At 58.6% G+C, this 21,334-nt stretch carries 16 protein-coding genes and 1 pseudogene; 1 reads left to right on the plus strand and 16 read right to left on the minus strand.

Features of this window, described 5'->3' with window-relative positions; all coding sequences use genetic code 11:
• Positions 1–392 precede the first annotated feature (392 nt).
• Entirely contained in the window at positions 393–2,156 is a 1,764-nt protein-coding gene (locus ABEV74_RS06770) for a LysM peptidoglycan-binding domain-containing protein (RefSeq protein ID WP_430144615.1), read from the minus strand.
• Positions 2,157–2,241: 85 nt separating this feature from the next.
• Here ABEV74_RS06770 and ABEV74_RS06775 point away from each other — a divergent pair, with 85 nt between their 5' ends.
• Complete coding sequence (locus ABEV74_RS06775) at positions 2,242–2,475, plus strand: hypothetical protein (RefSeq protein ID WP_430144617.1); 234 nt, start codon at positions 2,242–2,244, stop codon at positions 2,473–2,475.
• A gap of 662 nt (positions 2,476–3,137) precedes the next feature.
• On the opposite strand, the gene ABEV74_RS06780 is transcribed toward ABEV74_RS06775, so the two are convergent.
• From ABEV74_RS06780 to clpP, 15 genes and pseudogenes are all read right to left on the minus strand, one after another.
• Positions 3,138–4,091: an RluA family pseudouridine synthase gene (locus tag ABEV74_RS06780; RefSeq protein ID WP_430144620.1), complete on the minus strand. Its 954-nt coding sequence runs from the start codon at positions 4,089–4,091 to the stop codon at positions 3,138–3,140.
• Positions 4,092–4,106: 15 nt separating this feature from the next.
• Positions 4,107–5,411: a glutamate-1-semialdehyde 2,1-aminomutase gene (hemL, locus tag ABEV74_RS06785; protein ID WP_430144622.1), complete on the minus strand. Its 1,305-nt coding sequence runs from the start codon at positions 5,409–5,411 to the stop codon at positions 4,107–4,109.
• Positions 5,412–5,567: 156 nt separating this feature from the next.
• Positions 5,568–6,581 (minus strand): porphobilinogen synthase, encoded by a 1,014-nt coding sequence (gene hemB, locus ABEV74_RS06790; protein WP_062491891.1) that lies wholly within the window; start codon positions 6,579–6,581, stop codon positions 5,568–5,570.
• Positions 6,578–8,155 (minus strand): uroporphyrinogen-III C-methyltransferase, encoded by a 1,578-nt coding sequence (gene cobA / locus ABEV74_RS06795; RefSeq protein WP_430144625.1) that lies wholly within the window; start codon positions 8,153–8,155, stop codon positions 6,578–6,580. Before cobA ends, hemB begins: the two co-directional genes overlap by 4 nt.
• Positions 8,148–9,125 carry a hydroxymethylbilane synthase gene (gene hemC, locus ABEV74_RS06800; RefSeq protein WP_062496625.1) on the minus strand — a complete coding sequence of 326 codons (978 nt, stop codon included), beginning with the start codon at positions 9,123–9,125 and terminating at the stop codon, positions 8,148–8,150. Before hemC ends, cobA begins: the two co-directional genes overlap by 8 nt.
• Positions 9,126–9,329: 204 nt before the next feature.
• Positions 9,330–9,866 (minus strand): annotated as a pseudogene (locus ABEV74_RS06805) (precorrin-2 dehydrogenase/sirohydrochlorin ferrochelatase family protein); the annotation flags it as partial.
• A gap of 320 nt (positions 9,867–10,186) precedes the next feature.
• Entirely contained in the window at positions 10,187–11,572 is a 1,386-nt protein-coding gene (gene hemA, locus ABEV74_RS06810; protein ID WP_082655131.1) for a glutamyl-tRNA reductase, read from the minus strand.
• Between the two features lie 236 nt (positions 11,573–11,808).
• Positions 11,809–12,207 carry an adenosylmethionine decarboxylase gene (gene speD, locus ABEV74_RS06815; RefSeq protein ID WP_062491887.1) on the minus strand — a complete coding sequence of 133 codons (399 nt, stop codon included), beginning with the start codon at positions 12,205–12,207 and terminating at the stop codon, positions 11,809–11,811.
• Positions 12,208–12,522: 315 nt separating this feature from the next.
• Positions 12,523–13,113: a hypothetical protein gene (locus tag ABEV74_RS06820; protein WP_062491885.1), complete on the minus strand. Its 591-nt coding sequence runs from the start codon at positions 13,111–13,113 to the stop codon at positions 12,523–12,525.
• A gap of 208 nt (positions 13,114–13,321) precedes the next feature.
• Positions 13,322–13,918 carry a ribosome biogenesis GTP-binding protein YihA/YsxC gene (yihA, locus tag ABEV74_RS06825; RefSeq protein WP_430144629.1) on the minus strand — a complete coding sequence of 199 codons (597 nt, stop codon included), beginning with the start codon at positions 13,916–13,918 and terminating at the stop codon, positions 13,322–13,324.
• Entirely contained in the window at positions 13,915–16,293 is a 2,379-nt protein-coding gene (lon, locus tag ABEV74_RS06830; RefSeq protein WP_213527683.1) for an endopeptidase La, read from the minus strand. Before lon ends, yihA begins: the two co-directional genes overlap by 4 nt.
• A gap of 34 nt (positions 16,294–16,327) precedes the next feature.
• A complete protein-coding gene (gene lonB, locus ABEV74_RS06835; RefSeq protein WP_430144632.1) occupies positions 16,328–18,031 on the minus strand; it encodes an ATP-dependent protease LonB in 1,704 nt (567 codons plus the stop codon).
• Positions 18,032–18,182: 151 nt separating this feature from the next.
• Entirely contained in the window at positions 18,183–19,289 is a 1,107-nt protein-coding gene (gene ispG / locus ABEV74_RS06840) for a flavodoxin-dependent (E)-4-hydroxy-3-methylbut-2-enyl-diphosphate synthase (RefSeq protein WP_062491877.1), read from the minus strand.
• Between the two features lie 99 nt (positions 19,290–19,388).
• Complete coding sequence (clpX, locus tag ABEV74_RS06845) at positions 19,389–20,645, minus strand: ATP-dependent protease ATP-binding subunit ClpX (RefSeq protein WP_430144635.1); 1,257 nt, start codon at positions 20,643–20,645, stop codon at positions 19,389–19,391.
• A gap of 25 nt (positions 20,646–20,670) precedes the next feature.
• On the minus strand, positions 20,671–21,264 hold the full coding sequence (gene clpP / locus ABEV74_RS06850; protein WP_430144637.1) for an ATP-dependent Clp endopeptidase proteolytic subunit ClpP: 594 nt from the start codon (positions 21,262–21,264) through the stop codon (positions 20,671–20,673).
• Between the last annotated feature and the right edge of the window lie 70 nt (positions 21,265–21,334).

A 21,334-nucleotide genomic window follows, 5' to 3' on the forward strand; every position in this document is an offset into this window, starting at 1 on the left:
TAGCTCTCCTTTGCTGTTTAGCTCTGAAATGGTGGTTTTCCTATTCCTCCATTTTTAACCTACGACGTGCAGCAAATACGGAGGGCTGTCTCTGTTTTACGTTCATCATAGCTAGATCGTTAATGGAAGCACTAATGGACGCACTAATGGACGCCTTAATCGAAGCTTTGCATCTCATTCACTCGGTTTGCCGCTAGCATACCCATGCACTTGGCTGCGGCAGGTGCGCGCCAGCCCCCGTCCGGGACTTCAACCATGCTGAGCGTACACAACAAAGGCTCGCCCGCGGCACGGGATCGGAGCACTCCAGAGGCGCTATGGGCACGTTCTGCAGCGCCCGCGGGCCACCGCACAAGCAAAAGACCGGCGTTAGGCCGGTCTTTTGGTCATTTCTATGGAATGTAAAGCACTTGGCCTTCTGTCACACTGTGCTCCTGAAGACGGTTGTAGAGTGCAATTTCACGCGGATTCAACTGATAGCGCTGGGCGATCAGTTCGAGCGTTTCTTCCCGCTGCACGATGCACATCCGCACACGTTTGAATTCGCGCTCCTCCGCGAATCTGCCGAGGAACAAGTTTTTCCATTCGATCTCATCACCCGGAGCGGGCTTTGCTGCTTCTTCCTCTTGCTTGGCCGCCGTTTGTTCCGCCGCCTGGCGGGCTTCCTGCTCGCGCCGGCTGGAGTGAAGCAGCGTCGACAAGCCGACGTTCTCCTGTCCTTCATCCGCTTCGGCCGGCCGCTTGCTTCCAAAAGCGATCTTCATCTGCTTCTCTTCCTCGGCATTCGTCTGGGCAATCGGCTCCGGTACCCGGCTATCGGCTGCGATTCCCGTTTCCGCCGCTGCCTCCTCCTCCGCCTCGGATGCAGCCGATTGCACAGCCTGATCGTCTGAAGCGCCGGCCCGTTCAGGCGACGCATCCGCTTCGAACGCCTCAAGCTCGGCAGACGATTCCTGCCCCTCCGGAACGGCTGTCGGCTCCTGCGCTTCCCGCTGGGGCTGATCTTCCGCCTTCTGCGCGGACAACGATTCCCGAACGGCTTCGGAAGCCGTTTCGCGCTGCGGCGACGCCGCTTCGTTCGCGAGCCATTCGCCGAACGCTATCCCGGGTTCCGCCGCCGCATCCGCTTGCGGCTCTTCGCCTTGGGCCGCTTGACCGCCGTGCTCGGCGAAAGCCGACCAATCGATGACGGGCTGCTGCGGAACCGTATACGCTTCGGACTGCTGCTGCGAAGCCGCGTACGATTCCGGGCGATAAAATGCCCCCTCCTCGACATCCCCGTCCCCGGCTTGCGCATGATCGGGATAACCGGCCTCCGGCGAATTCTGCCAGACATTATACGGCTGCCCCGACTGGGACGCGGACTGGAAGGCGGAAGTTTCAGCTTCTGACAGCGCGGCCTTCGGCCAGGGAGCCGGGCGCAACGTATTATGGGGCGGCTGCCAGGGCGATGTCCGTCCTGCGGCATCCCGGCTTTCAGACTGAAGCTCGTACGACGGCGGCAAGGCTTGCTGCCCGTCGTATTCCGTAAATCCGTTTGCGGACAGATCGGAGCCTGCGATCCCGACAAAGCCGGACACTTCCGTTTCCCCCGGCTGTTCCGGCCGCTGCTCGGCGTACTCCGGAGTCTGCTGAAATTCGTCATCCGTATCGGCAGGAGCCGCGAACGCTTCCTCCGGCTCTTCCGCCTCGTCCCTGGCGGCGAAATCTTGTCCAGTCCAAGAATCGTCCTTTCGCTTGTGAACGACGGTGAAAGGCTCTTCCCGCCAAGCCGGTTCCGCTTCCGGCTCGCTCTCCAACCGAATGCCGTTCAACGATAAAACGCCGGTAATGTTGAGCGTACGCGCCGAAAGGACGTCGACGTCAAAATTATCGATTTCGACCGAAATATCGTCAAGCGATTCGACCCTGTTCATCGGCAGCGTAATTTCCACCGGTATGCGGTGCTCGAGCGATTGCGATTCCGCGGTATGTTGCGCGTTGTAAATCCCTGAGAGCAGAAGGTTCCCTTTCAGTACAGCCTGCTCCCCTTGCTGCAGCACCTGTATCCGGGGAACAAGCTCGATCTCCTCCAGTTCTTCGATTCCGGCCATTTCATCGGGCAAATGTACGCGTTCGTATACGTCAAAGCGCAGCCCGCTCGTTTGATCCGACACGCACTTCGTCCTCCCTTCCCGTTCTGAATGCTTGGGCCTAATGGCATCATTCACTATCTATCTATATGGGAAAGACTAGAAGAGCATGACTATCATTTGTCGCCTTGTAAAAATGTATCGTTGCAACCATTGCGCCCCGGCTCATCAACGCCATACCGCCTGCGTTGCCGCCCTGCTTGCGCTTTGCCGGTCTTGGAAGGAGCAGCAGCCGGGCGGTGAAACCGGTGAGAACGGTGAAAATGGTGAAAATGGTGAAAATGGTGAAACCGGTGAGAACCGCGGTGACAATGAGAAAAGTGAAAATGGTGCAGAAGGCTAGGGCGAATCGACACGGCCCCGGACCGGTTGTTGAGTAAAACTGCCAAACAGCATATTTCGATCGGTCGCCGCTCCTTGGCTGCCTCGCAGTTTCCCGATCGATCGCCCTCCTTAGCTATCGCGCAGTTTCCCGATCGGTCGCCCCTCTTTAGCTTTCACGCAACTACCTGATCGGACGCCCATCCTTAGCTGCCTCGTAACTTCCCAATCGGTCCGCTCCTTAGCTATCGCGCAGTTTCCCGATCGGTCGCCCCTCTTTAGCTTTCACGCAACTACCTGATCGGACGCCCATCCTTAGCTGCCTCGCAACTTCCCAATCGGTCGCCCATCCTTAGCTGCCTCGCAACTTCCCAATCGGACGCCGCTCCTTGGCTGCCTTGCAGCTTCCCGATCGATCGCCGCTCCTTAGCTATCGCGCAACTACCTGATCGGACGCCCATCCTTAGCTGCCTCGCAACTTCCCAATCGGACGCCGCTCCTTGGCTGCCTTGCAGCTTCCCGATCGATCGCCCTCTTTAGCTATCGCGAAACTTCCCAATCGGACGCCGCTCCTTAGCTATCGCGCAACTTCCCGATCGGACGCCCATCCTTAGCTGCCTCGCAGCTTCCCGATCGGACGCCCATCCTTAGCTGCCTCGCAGCTTCCCGATCGGTCGCCGCTCCTTAGCTATCGCGCAGCTTCCCGATCAGCCTGTCCAGCCAGGCCGGGCGGACGGCCTGCGCTTCGACCGGTTCGCCGGTTAGCGGGTGCCGGAACAATAGCCGCTCTCCGTGCAGCGCCTGATGGGCGAGCTGCGAGACATCGCCGCCGTACAATCCGTCGCCGAGCAGCGGATGGCCGATATGGCTGAAATGGACGCGGATCTGATGCGTTCTGCCGGTCTCCAGACGGATGCGGACGAGGGCGGCCGAACGGAACTGTTCCGCCACTTCGTAATGCGTCACGGCGGCGTCGCCGTTCCTTGTCACGCATCGGCGCGAACGGTGATGGCGGTCGCGGCCGATCGGCAAGTCGATCGTGCCGCGAGAAGCTTTCAACCGTCCTTGTACGATGGCGACATACCGGCGGTCCACCTCTTTGCCGCGCATCGCCTCGTCGAGCCGCCATTGCGCCAGGTCGTTCTTGGCGAACAGCACAGGCCCGGACGTATCGTCATCAAGCCGGTGAATATGCCGGACGGGCTGCGGATCTCCGGCAAGCAGGCAATGCCGCGCCGCCGCTTCCGCCAGCGTCCCCCGCTCACCCGGCGACGCGCCATGCACCCGCATGCCGGCCGGCTTGTTCAGCACGAGCGCGTAATCGTCTTCCCACAGCGGCACCGCGAGCGCTTCCAACTTCGGATTGGCCGGAGGCAAGGCCGCCATCCGGTACAGTTCGCTGCGGTCCAAATGAGCGGCGGGAAAAGCGTGCAAGAGCACACGCTCGCCTTCCATCCGAATGCCGCCGACGGAAAACAAGCGGTTAATCCATTTGGCGGGAAAAAGGGAAGAGGCCAGCAGCCGCTTCCGCACCTCGTGCGGATGGCTGCCGGCCTCCGGCCAATCGTCCGATCCGGCCGGCCGGACCAGCGCAAGCCATTCCCCTTCCCGCCGCGCCGACGCAAAATCGATGCGCATCGGGAGTTCACCTCTCTACAACCGGCGCAGCGCTTCGCCATGCGCCGCGATCGTCATTTCGATTTCTTCGTCGCTATGCGCGGCCGAAACGAACATGCCTTCGAACTGCGACGGCGCGATGTTCACGCCAAGCTCCAAGAGCGCGGCAAAATACGTTTTGAACCGCTCGAGGTCGGAGGTGCGGGCCGTATCGAAATTGACAACCTGCCGATCCGTAAAAAACGGACAGACCATCGAGCCGACGCGATTGATCGTGCACGCCACGCCATACTTCCGCGCGTTCTCCTCGAAACCGGCCTGCAGCCGGGCAGCCTTCCGCTCCAGCTGCTCATACGTATCCGGCGTCAGCAGCTTCAACGTCGTATAGCCTGCCGCCATCGCAAGCGGGTTGCCCGACAACGTGCCGGCCTGGTAGATCGGCCCGGTCGGCGCGATCATCTCCATAATTTCGCGCTTGCCGCCATAGGCGCCGACCGGCAATCCCCCGCCGACCACCTTGCCGAAGCAGGTCAGATCGGGCTCAATGCCAAACAAGCCTTGCGCGCAATGGTAGTGAACGCGAAAGCCGGTCATGACCTCGTCGAAAATCAACAGGCTGCCGTATTCGCGGGTAATTTCCCGGAGCCCTTCCAGAAACCCCGGAAGCGGCGGCACGACGCCCATATTGCCGGCCACCGGCTCGACGATGACGCAAGCGATATCCTCGCCGTATTTCTCAAAAGCAAGGCGAACCGATTCCAGATCGTTATACGGGACCGTTATCGTATGGGAAGCCGTGCTTTCCGGAACGCCGGGGCTGTCCGGCAATCCGAGCGTGGCGACGCCGGACCCCGCCTTGATCAGCAAACTGTCGGCATGCCCGTGATACGAACCTTCGAATTTTACAATTTTGCTCCGCTTCGTATAGCCCCGTGCCAGCCGCAGCGCGCTCATCGTCGCCTCGGTTCCGGAGTTGACCATGCGTACGAGGTCGACCGACGGCACCCGCTCGCATACGAGCTTCGCCATCTCCGTCTCCAGCTCGGTCGGAGCGCCGAAGCTGGTGCCCTTTTCGGCAACCGACTTGACCGCGTCGATCACTTCGGGATGGGCGTGCCCGAGAATAAGCGGCCCCCATGATCCGACATAATCGATGTAGGCGTTGCCGTCGATGTCATAGACGCGGGCGCCTTCCCCCCGCTCCATGTAGACCGGCGTCAAACCGACCGACTTGAATGCCCGAACCGGGCTGTTCACGCCTCCCGGGATGACCCGCTTCGCTTGTTCGAAAGCCTGTTTCGACCGCTCGTCGCTTTTTCGTCCGAATAATGTTGTCGACACGTTCAACCCGCCTCCTTCGAAAATTGCGCCGTCACCGTATATGTCCGCATCTTCTGTCCCGCGACAAAGGAGCGAATCCGTCGTCCCCGTCCACTCGCTCCCGGCGTATCCGGCGCTGTCGTCATCGCGATGCCGCCCGGCTAACGGGCGGCGACGTCATGCCCGGCCGCCGGCCAGGCCTTCCCTTACCCATTTCGCCGCATCCTTCGCATGATACGTGATGATCAGGTCGGCGCCGGCGCGCTTCATGCCGGTCAGCGTCTCCATCACGATCGCCCGCTCGTCGATCCAGCCGTTCGCGGCAGCCGCCTTCACCATGGAATATTCAGCGCTGACGTTGTAGGCCACGACAGGCAGGTCGAATTGCTCCTTCAGCAGGCGAATGACGTCCATGTAAGCGAGCGCCGGCTTCACCATCAGCATATCCGCGCCTTCGGCGACGTCGGATTCCGCTTCGCGTAGCGCTTCCCTGACATTGCCGGGGTCCATCTGGTACGTCTTCCGGTCGCCGAATTGCGGCGCCGAATGAGCGGCATCGCGGAACGGACCGTAAAAAGCCGAGGCATATTTCACCGAGTAGGACATAATCGGCACGTTCTCGAACCCCGCTTCGTCCAGCCCTTGCCGGATCGCGGCGACGAAGCCGTCCATCATGTTCGACGGCGCGATGATGTCCGCTCCCGCTTCCGCTTGCGATACCGCCGTCTTCACGAGCAACTCGAGCGAAGGGTCGTTGGCAATCTCCGCCGCTCCGGTAACCGGATGATGGTGAATGAGGCCGCAGTGGCCGTGGTCCGTAAACTGGCACAGGCAAGTGTCGGCGATCACGACCAGCTCGGGCGCCTGCGCCTTGACCGCGCGGATCGCCCGCTGCACGATGCCGTCGGCATCGTATGCAGACGATCCTTCGGCATCCTTCGTTTCGGGAACGCCAAAGAGCAGAACCGCCGGAATACCGGCGTCTACGACTTCGCGAATTTCCTCCTCCAGCCGGTCCAGTGAGAAATGAAATACGCCGGGCATCGAAGGAATTTCTTCTTTCACGTTGTCGCCATAGGTGACAAATATCGGGTAAATCAAATCGTTAACGGTCAGCACCGTCTCCCGCACCATGTTCCGCAGCGCGGTCGTACGGCGGAGCCGCCGATGACGTACGATCGGAAATGTCATTGCTTGTTGTCCTCCTTCTTCTCCGCCTCCTGGCGGCGGTCGGCGCGCCGCCGGACGATCGCGTCGATCAGCGACGCGATCGTCGCCTCCTCGGGCTGAATCGTCACCTTCAATCCGGCTTCCTCGGCCGTTCGCGCCGTCAGCGGGCCGATGCAGGCGATTTCGGCGCCGGCCAGCAGCTCGGCCGGCTTCTCCACGCCTTGACGCCGAAGAACCTCGAGCAAATTGGTCACGGTCGAGGAGCTCGTAAACGTGACGATATGAACCGCCTTCTCCTTGAGAAGCCACAACGCCAGCTCGTCCTGATCCTCCGCGATCGCCGTCTCGTACACGTCGATTCCGACGGCGTCGATTCCTCTGGACGTCAACTCGCGGAGCAGCACATCGCGGGCCAGATTGCCGCGCGGCAGCAGCGCCCGCTCGCCCGGCTTGAGCTCGTCGGCCAGAAGCTCGATCAATCCTTCGGCCTGATACGTCTGCGGCAGCGCTTCGACCCGCAAGCCGCGTTCAGCCAGCGCTTCGGCCGTCTTCGGACCGACCGCGGCAATCCGGGCGGCGTGAAAGCGGCGAATATCGATTCCATAGGTTTGCAAATGCCGGAAGAAATAATTTACGCCGTTTACGCTCGTGAAGATGAGCCACCGGTACGTCTCCGCAGCCTCGAGCGCCGCCTTGATCGACTCGCGGGCCGCCGGCCCGGACGGCGCCCGCGTCTCGATGACCGGAAACTCGACCGGCTCGCCGCCGAGCTCCTCGATTTGCTTGACCAGACCGCTCGCCTGCTCTCTCGCCCGCGTTACGAGAATGCGGGTACCGAACAGCGGTTTGCGTTCGAACCATTGCAGCGATTCCCGCTGGCGGACTACCTCGCCAACGACGATGACGGCCGGGGGCTGGAAATTCGCCCGCTTCACCTGCTCTTCAATCGTCTCCAGCGTGCCGACGAGCGTCTCCTGCTCGACCATCGTTCCCCAGCGGACAAGCGCCACCGGCGTATCCGGCGATTTGCCGTGCCGGATCAACTGCTCGGCGATATAGCCGATCTTCGCGACACCCATCAAAAAAATGAGCGTGCCGGTCGCATTCGTCACCTTGTCCCAATGGATCGACTTGTCCAGCTTTTCCGGACTTTCGTGTCCGGTTATGATCGACAGGGAGGAAGCGATCTCCCGATGCGTGACCGGGATGCCGGCATAGGCGGGAACCGCAATGGCCGACGTAATGCCGGGCACGATTTCAAACTCGATCCCGTGCTGCCGCAATAGACCGGCCTCTTCGCCGACACGGCCGAAAATAGTCGGGTCCCCGCCTTTCAGCCGGGTCACCCTTTTGCCCTGCAGCGCCAAATCGACGAGCAGCTGGTTGATCTCCTCCTGCTTCATCGTATGGCGGTCCGGCAGCTTGCCGACATAAATTTTCTCCGTGTTCGGCTTGACGTAACGGAGCAGCAGCGGGCTGGCCAAACGGTCGTATACGACGACATCGCTCGACGCCAGACATTCCATCCCCCGCACCGTAATCAGCTTCGGGTCTCCAGGTCCCGCTCCGACCAGATAGACGATTCCTTTACCCATCCGTTCCGCCTCCGAATTCGGCCAACAACCGGTCCGCCCCGCTCGCCCGGAGCGATTCCGCCAGTTCTTGCCCGAGCGCTTCGGGATCGGTTCCCCGCCGCATATCCTTTAAAATCGTCATGCCGTCAGGCGTTCCGACCATCCCCGTCAGCTCCAATAGCTGCGCGCCCGTCCCGTCCGATCCGACAAGGACGGCGTACGCACCGATCGGCACCTGGCAGCCGCCGTTCAGGGCGCCCAGGAAAGCCCGCTCGGCCCGAACGGCCAGCTCCGTCTCCTTATCATTCAGAAGCGCAAGCAATTGCAGCACTTCCCGGTCATTATCGCGGCATTCGATGCCGAGCGCCCCTTGGCCGACCGCGGGAAGGCAGATGTCTTCAGGGATCGTCGCCGAAATCCGGTCCTCCCAGCCCATCCGGGTCAAGCCGGCCGCAGCCAGCACGATCGCATCGAAGCCTTCGGTCTCCAGCTTCCGGATGCGGGAATCGATATTGCCGCGAATCCACTCGATCCGAAGATCCGGACGCGCATGCTTCAACTGGCTGGATCGACGCAAACTGCTCGTTCCGACCTTCGCGCCGCGCGGCAAGCCGGCCAAACCGCCGCCGTGATTCGAAATCAGGCAGTCGCGCGGATCGATCCGTTTCGGCACCGCTCCGGTCGTAAGCCCTGCCGGAAGCTGATACGGCATATCCTTCATGCTGTGAACCGCCATATCGATTTCTCCATCCAGAAGCGCCTGCTCGATCTCTTTGACAAAAAGGCCCTTGCCGCCCACCTTCGATAACGTGACGTCCAGAATGCGGTCGCCTTTGGTCACGATTTTTTTGATTTCGAACTTGTAGTTGAACCCGTGCTTCTCGGACAGGCGCCGCAGCTCCTCCACCACTTGTCCGGTCTGGGTTAGCGCCAGCGCGCTCTGTCTTGTCCCGACGACGATCGTTCTGCCGTCGTGGCCCGAATCCGCCATCTTCGTCGTCCTCCCATCCGCTTCTTTATCTTTTCCCGCAGTACATGCTTTCGGCACGCTCGGCTTGTCCGCCGACATCCGCAGCCGCTCGATCCACCGATCGATCGCCCGGTCGACCTCCGCTTCGTCTACGGCCGCCTGCATCGAAAGCTCCGCGTCAGGATGATGCGGAGCCTCCTCCGCGGCGAGACGAAGCAGCCGCTGACGCTCGCCCCTGTCGGGGACGGCTGTCGCCAACCGTTCCCGGAGACGCTTGAGCAGCGACGCGCTGCGCTCATACTCCGCGCCGTACCGCTGTTTGAGCTCGCGGGCGATGCGGGCGGACAGCGCAGGGCTCGCCCCCGACGCGGATACCGCGATAACCAGTTCCCCGCGCCTCACGACCGCCGGGGTAACGAAGCTTCCGGCCGCAGCGTCGTCGACAACGTTGACAAGCGCCCCTGCGCGCTTGGCCGCCGCGGCAGCTATCCGATTCAACGCGCGGTCGGACGATGCCGCAATGACGAGGTCGGCGCCGAGGGCGGCGGCATCGCATGCGGCGAAACGTCTGCGCTCCAGCCGGATTTTCCCTTCCTTCCCAAGCCGGACGAGTCCCTCGGTTGCCTCGGGCGCAATGACGACGACATGGGCGGCTCCGGCTTCAAGCAGGGCGGCCGTTTTCCGTTCGGCGACCGCCCCGCCGCCGATGACGACGCAGCGCATTGCCGACACGTCGAGCATAATCGGATAATAGCGGGCCATGGCGTATCTTAACCTTCCTCTCCGATGGTTCCTTTCCCTTCTATTGTACAAAAAAATGCCGATGACAAGCGAATCCGTCACCAGCACGCCATACCTAACCGCTATCCTCCGCCGCCTGAAGACGAAACGGTCCCGGCCCCGATACCGGATATTTGCGCCGCAAAACTGCCGCCGTCACTGCGGCGCAGCCTGCCGTCAAGGCCGCAACATACGCAACAATAGAAGCAGCCCTGCAGCCGCCGCGTTAACTTCCGTCGGCCGGCACCATCGGGATCGACCGAAGGAAGGAACGGCAAGCCCAGGGCATCAGCTTAAAACCGTCAAGGCGCCGCAGTGGCCAGGCCGATAACAGGCTGAGGCTTGGAACCGGCTCCGCCTGCCCGTGCCGCAAGCGGAACGGGAGCGGCTTCCGGCACCTGCTCGCGATCGGCTTCCTCGACCGCTTCCTCAAGCGCAAACAGCTTGACGAACATATCCATCGCTTCCGCCGCGCGCTTGTCTCCCGCCATCTCCTTGATGCGCAAAATCGGATCGTGCGTCATCTGGTTGACGATGCTTTTGGTCAGTTTGCGTATGACCTTCAACTCGCGTTCGCCAAGGTCCGGCAGCTTCTTCATCAGGCTGTCCATCGTTTCCTCATGGATAGCCGCAGCTTTGTCCTGAAGCGCGCGAATGAGCGGGACGACGCCAAGCGTCCGATACCATTCGCGGAACGCCTCGTACTCCTCGGCAATCATCGCTTCGATCTTGAGCGCTTCTTTGCGGCGCTGCTCCAAATTGTTTTCCACAATACCTTCAAGATCGTCGATATCGTACAGAAAAACGTTCTCCACCGACGCGATGGCCGGATCGAGATCGCGCGGCACCGCGATATCGATCATGAACAGCGGGCGCGATTTGCGCCGCTTCATCGCCTCGGCCACCTGCTCACGCTGCAATACGAAACCGTCCGCACCCGTCGAGCTGATAATAATGTCCGCCTCATGCAGCCGCCGGATCGCCTCCGGCATCGAGCATGGTATACCGTTAAATTTATCGGCCAATTCAACCGCACGATCGTATGTCCGGTTCACGACGATGATTTTCTCCGCACCGTTCGCGTACAGATGCTTCGCAGTCAACTCGCTCATTTTGCCGGCGCCGAGAATCATCACCGTCTTCTTCGCGAATTGTCCGAAGATCCGCTTGCCCAGCTCCACGGCCGCATAGCTGACCGATACCGCCGTTTCGCCGATGGACGTCTCGGAATGCGCCCTCTTTGCCACCGTAATCGCCTGCCGGAACAGCATGTTAAACAGCGTCCCGGTCGCTTTCAGCTCCTGCGCAAGCTGAAAAGCGCTCTTCACCTGGCCGAGAATTTGCGTTTCCCCGATAACCATCGAATCGAGTCCGCTCGCGACCCGCATCAGATGCTTGACCGCAAGATCGTCCTCGAACATGTACAGATGATGCGTAAACTCCTGACGGGGCAAACCGAACCAGTTCTCCATAAAGCTGCGAATGTAATGGCCGCAAAGATGATGCCGGTCCACCACCGCATACAATTCCGTACGGTTGCAGGTCGCCACGATGACACATTCCAGAATGCTCTTCGTTTGTTTCAGCTGTTGAATCGCTTCCGGCAAATCCCGCTCGGAGAACGTGAACCGCTCCCTCACTTCGACGGGGGCCGTCCGATAATTCAAGCCGACAACGATGATGTGCATGGGCTCCACCTGCCTCCTCTCGCCAATCAGAACTCTAAATTAAAATTATTATTAATTATAGCATAGTTCGACAAGCCTTACCGTATCATTTATGAATAATATTTGAATTACGGGACGAGGGACTCTTCCTATTGTAGACGGTCTGCATCGCGCTTATTCTTCGAAAAAGAAATAACCATGGACGGAGAATCCATGGTTATCCGATTATAAAGGTCGAACAACGGCCAGCCGCCGAACTAGACGAGTTCAACCTGCTTCAATTCCGGTTCAATGACTTGCAACTCGCCGATTCCCCGGACAAGTTTCTTCGCGTGCACCTTCTCCGGTTTCAATACGGACATCATATAATCAATGGCCAGTTGCGGATCCACGGTTTCGCCGCAAGTATAGCAATCGAGAGCGGCAAAGCCTTTCTCAGGATACGTATGAATCGAGAGATGGCTTTCCGACAGCAGGACAAGCACCGTTGCGCCTTGAGGCTCAAATTGTTTGGCTTGAACCGAGAGGACGGTGGCACCGCAAGCTTCGGCCGCTTCCACCATATGCGCTTGCAGCATTTCCGCATTGTTCAACAAATCAAAATCAACACCCCAAGCATCGACCGCAACGTGTCTTCCGAAAGTTGAATATTCCATCTTCCGGTTCCCCCTTCCTAGGAATAAAATGTTGTACAAATTTCATCCGCTAGGACCTACGTCATTCACTTCTCGAGGGAATAGTCTCTCGCAACATTACTATGTCCTGAGTGAATCCTGGTTCCTATTATTTTTTTCAACGAAGTTAAAAATAACATCTATCGCACAGAAATGCAACCCTTTTTTTTAACCCGGACATTCGGGTCGTTTGTCCATTTATAACCTATATTCGAAAGGGCCGGATCGTGCATATCCCGCTGATAAAAAAACGGGAGCCGGACCATCGGCCCGGCTCCTGCCGTTTTCGCCAACGCTTCAGGCTTCCAGCACGAACAGCTTGTGCGTCAATTCCCTGAGGCGTTCGTCAATCATCGTAATTTCATGGCTGTCTTTGCTTTGATTGCGCAAATCGAGCAGCTCGTTGATCGCGTTTTGGACGATTTCGATTTCCTGCTCGACGAAACGATTGCGGAATTGCTTCTCAAGCGCGCCGAGCGTATCCTTGCGCTCGAATACGATCCGCGCGCCGGCGTCAGTCTGTTCCACGATCCGGCTGACTGCACCTCTGCTGTAATGATATACCATCGTATAATGACTGTAGATTCGGTTGACGATCGCGTCGCCTTTAAAAGCGGCTACCGCTTTGCGCATCACGTTCGTCAGCTTCGGATGAACCAGGCGGCAGGAAAGCACACAGACGTAATGATCTTGCTGACGCTCGAACGTCAGCTGCACTTCTTCCCTCCCTGCAACGTCTTCGAGCACGAGCTCCTGATTGCCGTTTTCGAGCACCTTTACATGCAAACAGATTTGCTGCTCCTCAAGAAACCGGACAAATTGGGGCATTTCCTCCGTCGTCAACTGCAGTTTGGCTTTTACATACTCCGTGGCTAACCGCTGAGCCATAAAAATCTCCTCAATTCTTTAAACTTCCGCGCTTATCGCTTCTCTGATTTACCGTATCTTTATTATACGCCATCCAACAAATGTCTTCCTGCCTTCCGGTCTTTATATTTTCGCATTTTCCGGGAAAAAACCAGCCTTATTCGCGATGAGATCAACAGATTCCCTTATATCCTCGATATTATAACGGAAGTTTGGGGGCTTAAGCTGTTCATTCCAAATTTAGGTCGGTCGCCTCGGCGATGATCGCCCACAGCTCGTCCCGCCCTTTGCCCGTCTCGGAGGAGAACAAGACGAACGGGTCGCGGGGATCGGCTTCCAGCGTTTCTTTGGCGATTTTCACATGCTTGTCCCATTTGCCCCGCGGGATTTTGTCCGCCTTCGTGGCCACGACGCAGACCGGAATGCGGTAATGCTTGAGCCAATGGTACATCAACCGGTCGTCTTCGGTCGGAGGGTGGCGGATGTCCACGATCAGAATGAGCAGCTTGAGCGGCTCTCTCGTCTGCAAAAACTGTTCCGCGATCCGTCCCCACTCCTCCCGCTGCCGCTTCGATACTTTGGCGTAGCCGTAGCCCGGAAAGTCGACGAAATAGAGCTTGTCGTTCACCCGGTAGTAGTTCAGCTGCTGCGTCTTGCCCGGCTGGGAGCTTGTCCGGGCCAGATTTTTCCGTTCGATCATCCGGTTGATGAGCGACGACTTCCCGACATTGGAGCGCCCTGCCAGCGCTACCTCCGGCAGGGCGTCATCGGGAAACTGTTGCGGCTTAACCGCGCTGATTACAAACTCCGCTTTCGTAATTTTCATGACACCGTCGTCCCCGCATTCTGACCCGAAGCAGCGATTCCCGGTCCGTCCAGCAGCGCATGGCGGATCACTTCGTCCATATGCGAGACGGGAACGAACTCCATGTCGGCGCGTATGCTGTCCGGCACCTCGCGCAAATCGCGTTCATTGTCGGCCGGGAGCAGCACTTTGCGAATGCCCGCGCGGTGAGCGGCAAGCGCCTTCTCTTTCAGCCCGCCGATCGGCAGCACGCGGCCGCGAAGCGTAATTTCGCCGGTCATCGCCACTTCCCTGGACACCTTCCGGCCGGTCAGCGCGGAAATAAGCGCCGTGGCGATCGTGATGCCCGCCGAAGGCCCGTCTTTCGGAATCGCTCCTTCCGGAATATGAATATGAATATCGTATTTCTCGTGGAATTGCGGATCGATCGAAAGCTCGTTCGCCTTCGCCCGCGTATAGCTGAAAGCGGCCTGTGCCGACTCCTTCATCACATCGCCGAGCTTGCCGGTAAGCGTCAGCTTGCCGCTGCCCGGCATGACGGTCACTTCGATCACCAGCGTATCTCCGCCCACCTCGGTCCAGGCCAGCCCCGTAACCGCTCCGATCTGATCCTCCTGCTCCGCAAGCCCGTATCGGAATTTCGCCGGACCGAGCCACTCCCTGATCTGATCGACGTCCACGACGATGGGCGCGGAATCCGGAGCGGAGACGAGCTGCTTCGCCGCTTTTCGGCACAGCGCAGCCACCTGCTGCTCCAAATTGCGCACGCCCGATTCCCGCGTATATTCGCGGATAAGCTGCAGCAGCGCATCGTCCTCGAGCCGCAGCGCATCGTCTTCCAGACCGTGCTCGCGCTTTTGCTTCGGCAGCAGGTAGCGGCGGGCGATCTGGATTTTTTCGAGCTCCGTATATCCCGGAATGTACAGCACTTCCATCCGGTCGAGCAACGGACGCGGAATATTGTGAAGCGCATTCGCGGTCGTCACGAACATGACGTTCGACAGATCGTAAGGCACTTCGATAAAATGGTCGCTGAACGTTCCGTTCTGCTCCGGATCGAGCACTTCGAGCAGCGCCGACGCCGGATCGCCGCGGAAGTCCATCGCCATTTTGTCGATCTCGTCGAGCAGGAACACCGGATTGACGGTGCCGGCGTTTTTCATTCCCTGAATGATTCGGCCTGGCATAGCGCCCACGTATGTGCGCCGGTGACCGCGGATTTCGGCTTCGTCGCGCACCCCGCCGAGAGAAATCCGGACGAATTGCCGACCGAGCGACTTGGCGATCGATCGCGCAAGCGACGTCTTGCCGACGCCTGGCGGTCCGACGAAACAGAGTATCGGTCCTTTCAGCTTCTTGACGAGCTTCTGCACCGCCAAATATTCCAGGACGCGTTCCTTCGGCTTCTCCAGGCCGTAATGATCCTCATCCAGTATCCGCTCGGCATTGGCCAGATCCAGATCGTCTTCCGTTTTCTTCGTCCAGGGCAAAGACAACAGCCAATCGATATAATTGCGAATGACGCCCCCTTCCGCCGAGGTCGAGGGCATTTTTTCGAGCCGGTCGATTTCCTTTTCGATCTTTTCCCGGACCTTGTCGGGCACTCCGGCTTCGGCGAGTTGGCTTCGCAGCTCCTCCACTTCGCCGGCGCGTCCCTCCTTGTCGCCCAGTTCCTTCTGAATCGCCTTCATCTGCTCGCGCAGATAGTACTCCTTCTGCGTCTTCTCCATCTGCTTTTTGACGCGCTGGCTGATCTTCCGCTCGAGCTCGAGCACTTCCCGCTCGTTGTTCAGAATGTCAAGCAGCTTCTCCAGCCGCGCCCGAACGTCGACCGTCTCCAAAATTTCCTGCTTATCTTTAATTTTCAGAGACAGATGGCTCGTAATGACATCCGCAAGCCGCCCGGGTTCGTCGATATCCGATACGGCGGCAAGCGTTTCCGGCGTCACTTTTTTGGACAGATGAATATAATTTTCAAATTGACCGAGCACCGTCCGCATGAGCGCATCCACTTCGGGATCGTCGACTGACGGCTCAGGCAGTTCCTTCACCATTACCTCGTAAAACTGCTCATTGGATAAATATTCGGTAATCTCGGCGCGGACTACCCCCTCAACCAGAACGCGAATCGTACCGTTGGGCAGCTTCAGCATTTGCCGCACCTTGGCGATAGTACCGACCCTATAAATGTCTTCCCTCGTCGGCTCCTCGATATTGACTTCCGATTGGGAACATAACAGAATCATGTGATCGTCAACCATGGCGCTCTCCAGCGCGCGAACCGATTTTTCTCTGCCCACGTCCAGATGGAGCACCATGCTGGGATAGACAAGAAGCCCACGGAGCGGAAGCAAGGGCAACCGGCGGCCTTTCCCCTTCCCTTTCCCAGGTACCATACCAGCACCTCCAATCTTCTGCATTCCCATTTTATCATTCTGCCGAATCGGCCTGCAAATAGGGCAGATTCGACGCGATATATACATCGCCCGCGGCGGGCGTCTCCACCGGAATCGAAGCTTTGTGCTCCGCCGGAAAAACGATGTCGAACACTTCTTCCACGCGTTCGCACGGTATGACCTTCAATCCCTGCAAATCCTCGAATATGGCCTGCCAGTTCTCCTTCGGGACGATGACGCGTTCCGCTCCCGCCTGAAAAGCGGCCTCCACCTTGGCCAGCACGCCACCGACCGGCTTCACGTTGCCGTGAATGCTCACCTCACCGGTCATCGCCAGCTTGTTGTCCACGGGTATCCCCTTGATGGCCGAAGCGATCGCCGTCGCCATGGCAACGCCGGCGGAAGGGCCGTCGATCGGCGTGCCGCCGGGAAAATTGATATGCAGATCGTAATTTTCCGGCTTCATGTCCAGGCGGCGCAGCACGGTCAGCACATTTTCTACCGACCCCTTCGCCATGCTTTTGCGGCGCAGCGTCCGCTGCCCTCCGCCGAGCTCCTCCTCGTCCACTACGCCCGTAATCGTATACTGCCCTTTGCCGTTCTTGACCGGGATGGCACTGACCTCGATTTCAAGCAGCGTCCCCATATTCGGCCCGTAGACGGCCAGGCCGTTGACCAGACCGATCTGCGGGGCGGACGGTACCTTCCGGTCGGGACGAGGCGGAATTTGGCTGCTGTTGACTACCCATTCCACATCGGCCGCCGTAATTTCAGATCGCTTCTCGGACAGCGCAAGCCCGGCGGCCAATTGGATGACGTTTACGGCTTCGCGGCCGTTCGTCGCATATTTTTTGACCACTTCGATCGCTGCCGGACAAGGGGGAAATCCGATTTTTTTGACCGCGTGCTCGGCGATCTGACCGATTTCGTCCGCAAGCAGCGGACGGAAGTAGACTTCCATGCATCTCGAACGAAGCGCGGGCGGAATCTCTTGCGGAGACCGCGTCGTCGCGCCGACAAGACGGAAATCGGCGGGAAGTCCGTTCTCGAATATATCGTGAATGTAGCTCGGAATGTTCGTGTCTTCCGAATTGTAATACGCGCTTTCGAGAAACACTCTCCGGTCTTCCAGCACTTTTAATAACTTATTCATCTGGATCGGATGCAATTCGCCGATCTCGTCGATAAACAGCAGGCCGCCGTGCGCCTTCGTCACCGCTCCCGGCTTGGGCTGCGGAATACCGGCGACGCCCATGGCGCCCGCCCCTTGATAGATCGGATCGTGCACCGAGCCGATAAGCGGATCGGCGATGCCCCGTTCGTCGAACCGGGCCGTCGTCGCATCGATCTCCGTAAATTTCGCATCCGGCAAAAACGGGGATGCGGGATTTTTTTTCGCTTCCTCCAATACGACGCGCGCGGCCGCCGTTTTGCCGACGCCCGGAGGGCCATATATGATAACGTGCTGCGGATTGGCGCTGCACAAGGCGGCCTTGAGCGCGCGCAGGCCGTCTCGCTGACCGACAATATCGTGCATCGTCTGCGGTCTCGTCTTCTCCGCCAGCGGCTTCGTCAGGGAAATGGAGCGCAGCTTCCGCAGCTTGTCCATCTCCTTGCGCGACTCGCGGTCGACTGCCGAACGGTTCGTTTTCTGATTGCGCAGCAAATTCCAAAAGTACAGTCCGATCACGACCGCAAAAAATACCTGGATCAGCATCAACACGACGCTTAATGTCATTTGTTCCTCGCTCCTCTCAAGCAAAAACCGGCAGTAAAGTCATACTCTACAGTATTGCCTCCGCTTGCGAGGAATAATCGCCGTTCCAGGGAGAAAAAAACCTTCGGTACGCGCCGTTTTCGGGGCGCGCCGCCGAAGGTTTTGGATGCGATTATGCGTGCTGGCGTTTACGTCCGGGAATTTCGCCCGTTTCCTCGTATACCCGCACGATGTTGTCGATTTCTTTTTTCAGTTCGTTCAGCAGCTCGGCTTCCGGAACTTTGCGGATCATTTCGCCGTAACGGAACAGCATCCCTTCCCCGCGGGCGCCGGCGATGCCGATGTCGGCTTCGCGCGCCTCGCCCGGACCGTTCACCGCGCAGCCCAGCACCGACACTTTGATCGGCACTTTGATGTTCGCGATATACTCCTCCACCTCGTTGGCGATGGAGAACAGGTCGATATCGAGACGGCCGCAGGTCGGACAGGAGACGAGCGTCGCCGCATTCGTAATGAGGCCGAATGTTTTGAGCAGCTCCCGGGCGACCTTCACCTCTTCGACCGGGTCGGCGCTCAGACTGATCCGAACCGTGTTGCCGATGCCCATCGCCAGCAGCGCGCCGATGCCCGCGGAGCTTTTGATCGTACCGGCGTGAAGCGTTCCGGCCTCCGTAATGCCGAGATGGAGCGGATAGGCAATTTTCTCGGCCGCCATCGTGTACGCCTTGATGGCCATCGGCACGTCCGAAGCTTTAAGCGAAACGATAATGTCATGGAAGTCCAGGTCTTCCAGAATACCGATATGGTACAAGGCGCTTTCGACCATCGCTTCCGGCGTCGGATAGCCGTATTTTTCAAGCAGATGATTTTCAAGCGAACCGGCATTGACGCCGATCCGGATCGGGATGCCCCGCTCCTTGCACGCTTTGACGACCGCCTCGACTTTCTCGCGGCGGCCGATATTGCCCGGATTGATGCGGACTTTGTCCACGCCGTTCTCAATGGCGGCAAGCGCCAGCCGGTAATCGAAATGGATATCCGCGACGAGCGGAATATGAATCCGTTTCTTGATCTCCTTCAGCGCTTCCGCCGCTTCCTTGTTGTTCACCGTTACGCGGACGATTTGGCAACCCGCTTCCTCCAGACGGAGAATTTCCGCCACGGTCGCTTCGACATCCGCCGTTTTCGTCGTGCACATGCTTTGGATGATTACTTCATTCGAGCCGCCGATCGTCAAGTTTCCGACTTTGACAGGCCGCGTTTGTTGTCGCAAATACATAAGGAATCTCTCCCATAACGCCAAAGTCCACCCGCCGGCTGCGGCTGTCCGAGCCGCCCGGAGGGTGGAATCGATGACGGTAATCGGCCGCCCCTGCAATCAGGCGCTTTCTTCCTTCTTCTTCCCTTTCTTGGACGTCAACTCCGGCATAATGCGTTCCTGTACGACCTTCTCGGTAATGACGCAGGTGCCCACGTCGTCCCGGGACGGCACCTCATACATCACATCCAGCATAATCCCTTCGATAATGGCGCGCAATCCGCGCGCACCCGTATTGCGCTTGATCGCTTCCTTGGCGATCGCTTCAAGCGCCGCCGGCTCGAACTCCAGTTTGACATTGTCCATCTCCAGCAGCTTCTGGTACTGTTTGACCAGCGCGTTCTTCGGCTCGGACAGGATGCGGACAAGCGCCTTCTCGTCAAGCGGCTCCAGCGTCGAGATGACCGGCAGACGGCCGACAAACTCCGGAATAAGGCCGAATTTAAGCAGATCCTCCGGCAAAACCATCGACAGGTATTCGCCCGGCTTCAAATCTTTCTGGCCGTCGCCCGCCGTGTTGAAGCCGATCACCTTTTTGCCGATTCTGCGCTTGATAATCTGCTCCAGCCCGTCGAAGGCGCCGCCGCAGATGAACAGAATGTTCGTCGTATCGATCTGGATGAACTCCTGATGCGGATGCTTCCGCCCGCCTTGCGGCGGCACCGAAGCGACCGTGCCTTCAAGAATTTTGAGCAGCGCCTGCTGCACGCCTTCTCCGGACACGTCGCGCGTAATCGACGGGTTTTCGGATTTGCGGGCCACTTTGTCGATCTCGTCGATGTAGATGATGCCGCGCTCGGCTTTCTCGACGTCATAGTCGGCAGCCTGAATCAGCTTCAGCAAAATATTCTCGACGTCTTCTCCGACGTATCCCGCTTCCGTCAACGACGTGGCGTCCGCGATGGCGAACGGCACGTTCAAAATTTTGGCCATCGTCTGAGCGAGCAGCGTCTTGCCCGAGCCCGTCGGGCCGAGCAGCAAAATGTTGCTCTTCTGAAGCTCGACATCCTCGATCTTGCTCTGCGAATTGATTCGCTTGTAGTGGTTGTAAACCGCAACAGCCAGCGACTTCTTCGCGTTGTCTTGCCCGATGACGTATTGGTCGAGAATGTTGCGAATATCCCGTGGCTTCGGAATGTCTTTCATTTCGAGCTCTTCTTCGTGGCCGAGCTCCTCTTCCACAATTTCCGTGCACAGTTCGATGCACTCGTCACATATATAAACGCCCGGACCGGCTACCAGCTTGCGAACCTGATCCTGCGACTTGCCGCAGAAGGAACATTTCAGCTGGCCTTTCTCGTCGTTAAATTTAAACATGTCTTCACTCCTTCGTTCCAATTGGTCAGACGGCCGACAACGGCTTGTCGATGACCTTGTCGATCAGCCCGTAGGCCATCGCTTCCTCCGCGCTCATAAAGTAGTCGCGGTCGGTGTCGCGGTCGATTTTTTCGTACGGCTGACCTGTACGTTCTACATAAATCTGGTTCAACTTTTGCTTCGTCCTCAAAATCCAGTCAGCATGGATTTTGATGTCCGTCGCCTGTCCCCGGACGCCGCCGAGCGGCTGGTGTATCATGACTTCACTGTTCGGCAGCGCGAACCGCTTGCCCTTGGCGCCGGCAGTCAGCAACAGAGAACCCATGCTGGCCGCCAACCCGACGCAAATGGTGGATACGTCGGGCTTGATATATTGCATCGTATCGTAAATGCCCAGACCGGCAGTTACCGAACCGCCGGGCGAGTTAATATACAAGTGAATATCCTTGTCCGGATCGTCAGCGGTCAGAAACAGCAACTGCGCGATGACGGAATTGGCCACGTCGTCATCAATGGCGCTGCCCAGGAAAATGATCCGGTCCTTCAGCAGGCGGGAGTATATATCGTAAGAACGCTCACCACGATTCGTTTGCTCGACGACAATCGGTACCAAATTCATGACGACCAACCTCTTTTCTTATTGGACTGTGACTTGCATAATACATTGTAACACGTCGGCCGTTCGCTGT

The sequence above is a fragment of the Paenibacillus cisolokensis genome (genome assembly GCF_050481165.1).
In the GTDB taxonomy this organism is placed as follows: Bacteria; Bacillota; Bacilli; order Paenibacillales; family Paenibacillaceae; genus Paenibacillus_AH; species Paenibacillus_AH cisolokensis.

Excerpts from the sequence above, each read along its gene's own strand:
- ABEV74_RS06775 (WP_430144617.1), top strand. The coding sequence starts at position 2,242 with ATGACTATCATTTGTCGCCTTGTAAAAATGTATCGTTGCAACCATTGC.
- ABEV74_RS06780 (WP_430144620.1), bottom strand. The coding sequence starts at position 4,091 with ATGCGCATCGATTTTGCGTCGGCGCGGCGGGAAGGGGAATGGCTTGCG.
- hemB (WP_062491891.1), bottom strand. The coding sequence starts at position 6,581 with ATGACATTTCCGATCGTACGTCATCGGCGGCTCCGCCGTACGACCGCG.
- cobA (WP_430144625.1), bottom strand. The coding sequence starts at position 8,155 with ATGGGTAAAGGAATCGTCTATCTGGTCGGAGCGGGACCTGGAGACCCG.
- hemC (WP_062496625.1), bottom strand. The coding sequence starts at position 9,125 with ATGGCGGATTCGGGCCACGACGGCAGAACGATCGTCGTCGGGACAAGA.
- hemA (WP_082655131.1), bottom strand. The coding sequence starts at position 11,572 with ATGCACATCATCGTTGTCGGCTTGAATTATCGGACGGCCCCCGTCGAA.
- speD (WP_062491887.1), bottom strand. The coding sequence starts at position 12,207 with ATGGAATATTCAACTTTCGGAAGACACGTTGCGGTCGATGCTTGGGGT.
- ABEV74_RS06820 (WP_062491885.1), bottom strand. The coding sequence starts at position 13,113 with ATGGCTCAGCGGTTAGCCACGGAGTATGTAAAAGCCAAACTGCAGTTG.
- yihA (WP_430144629.1), bottom strand. The coding sequence starts at position 13,918 with ATGAAAATTACGAAAGCGGAGTTTGTAATCAGCGCGGTTAAGCCGCAA.
- lon (WP_213527683.1), bottom strand. The coding sequence starts at position 16,293 with ATGGTACCTGGGAAAGGGAAGGGGAAAGGCCGCCGGTTGCCCTTGCTT.
- lonB (WP_430144632.1), bottom strand. The coding sequence starts at position 18,031 with ATGACATTAAGCGTCGTGTTGATGCTGATCCAGGTATTTTTTGCGGTC.
- ispG (WP_062491877.1), bottom strand. The coding sequence starts at position 19,289 with ATGTATTTGCGACAACAAACGCGGCCTGTCAAAGTCGGAAACTTGACG.
- clpX (WP_430144635.1), bottom strand. The coding sequence starts at position 20,645 with ATGTTTAAATTTAACGACGAGAAAGGCCAGCTGAAATGTTCCTTCTGC.
- clpP (WP_430144637.1), bottom strand. The coding sequence starts at position 21,264 with ATGAATTTGGTACCGATTGTCGTCGAGCAAACGAATCGTGGTGAGCGT.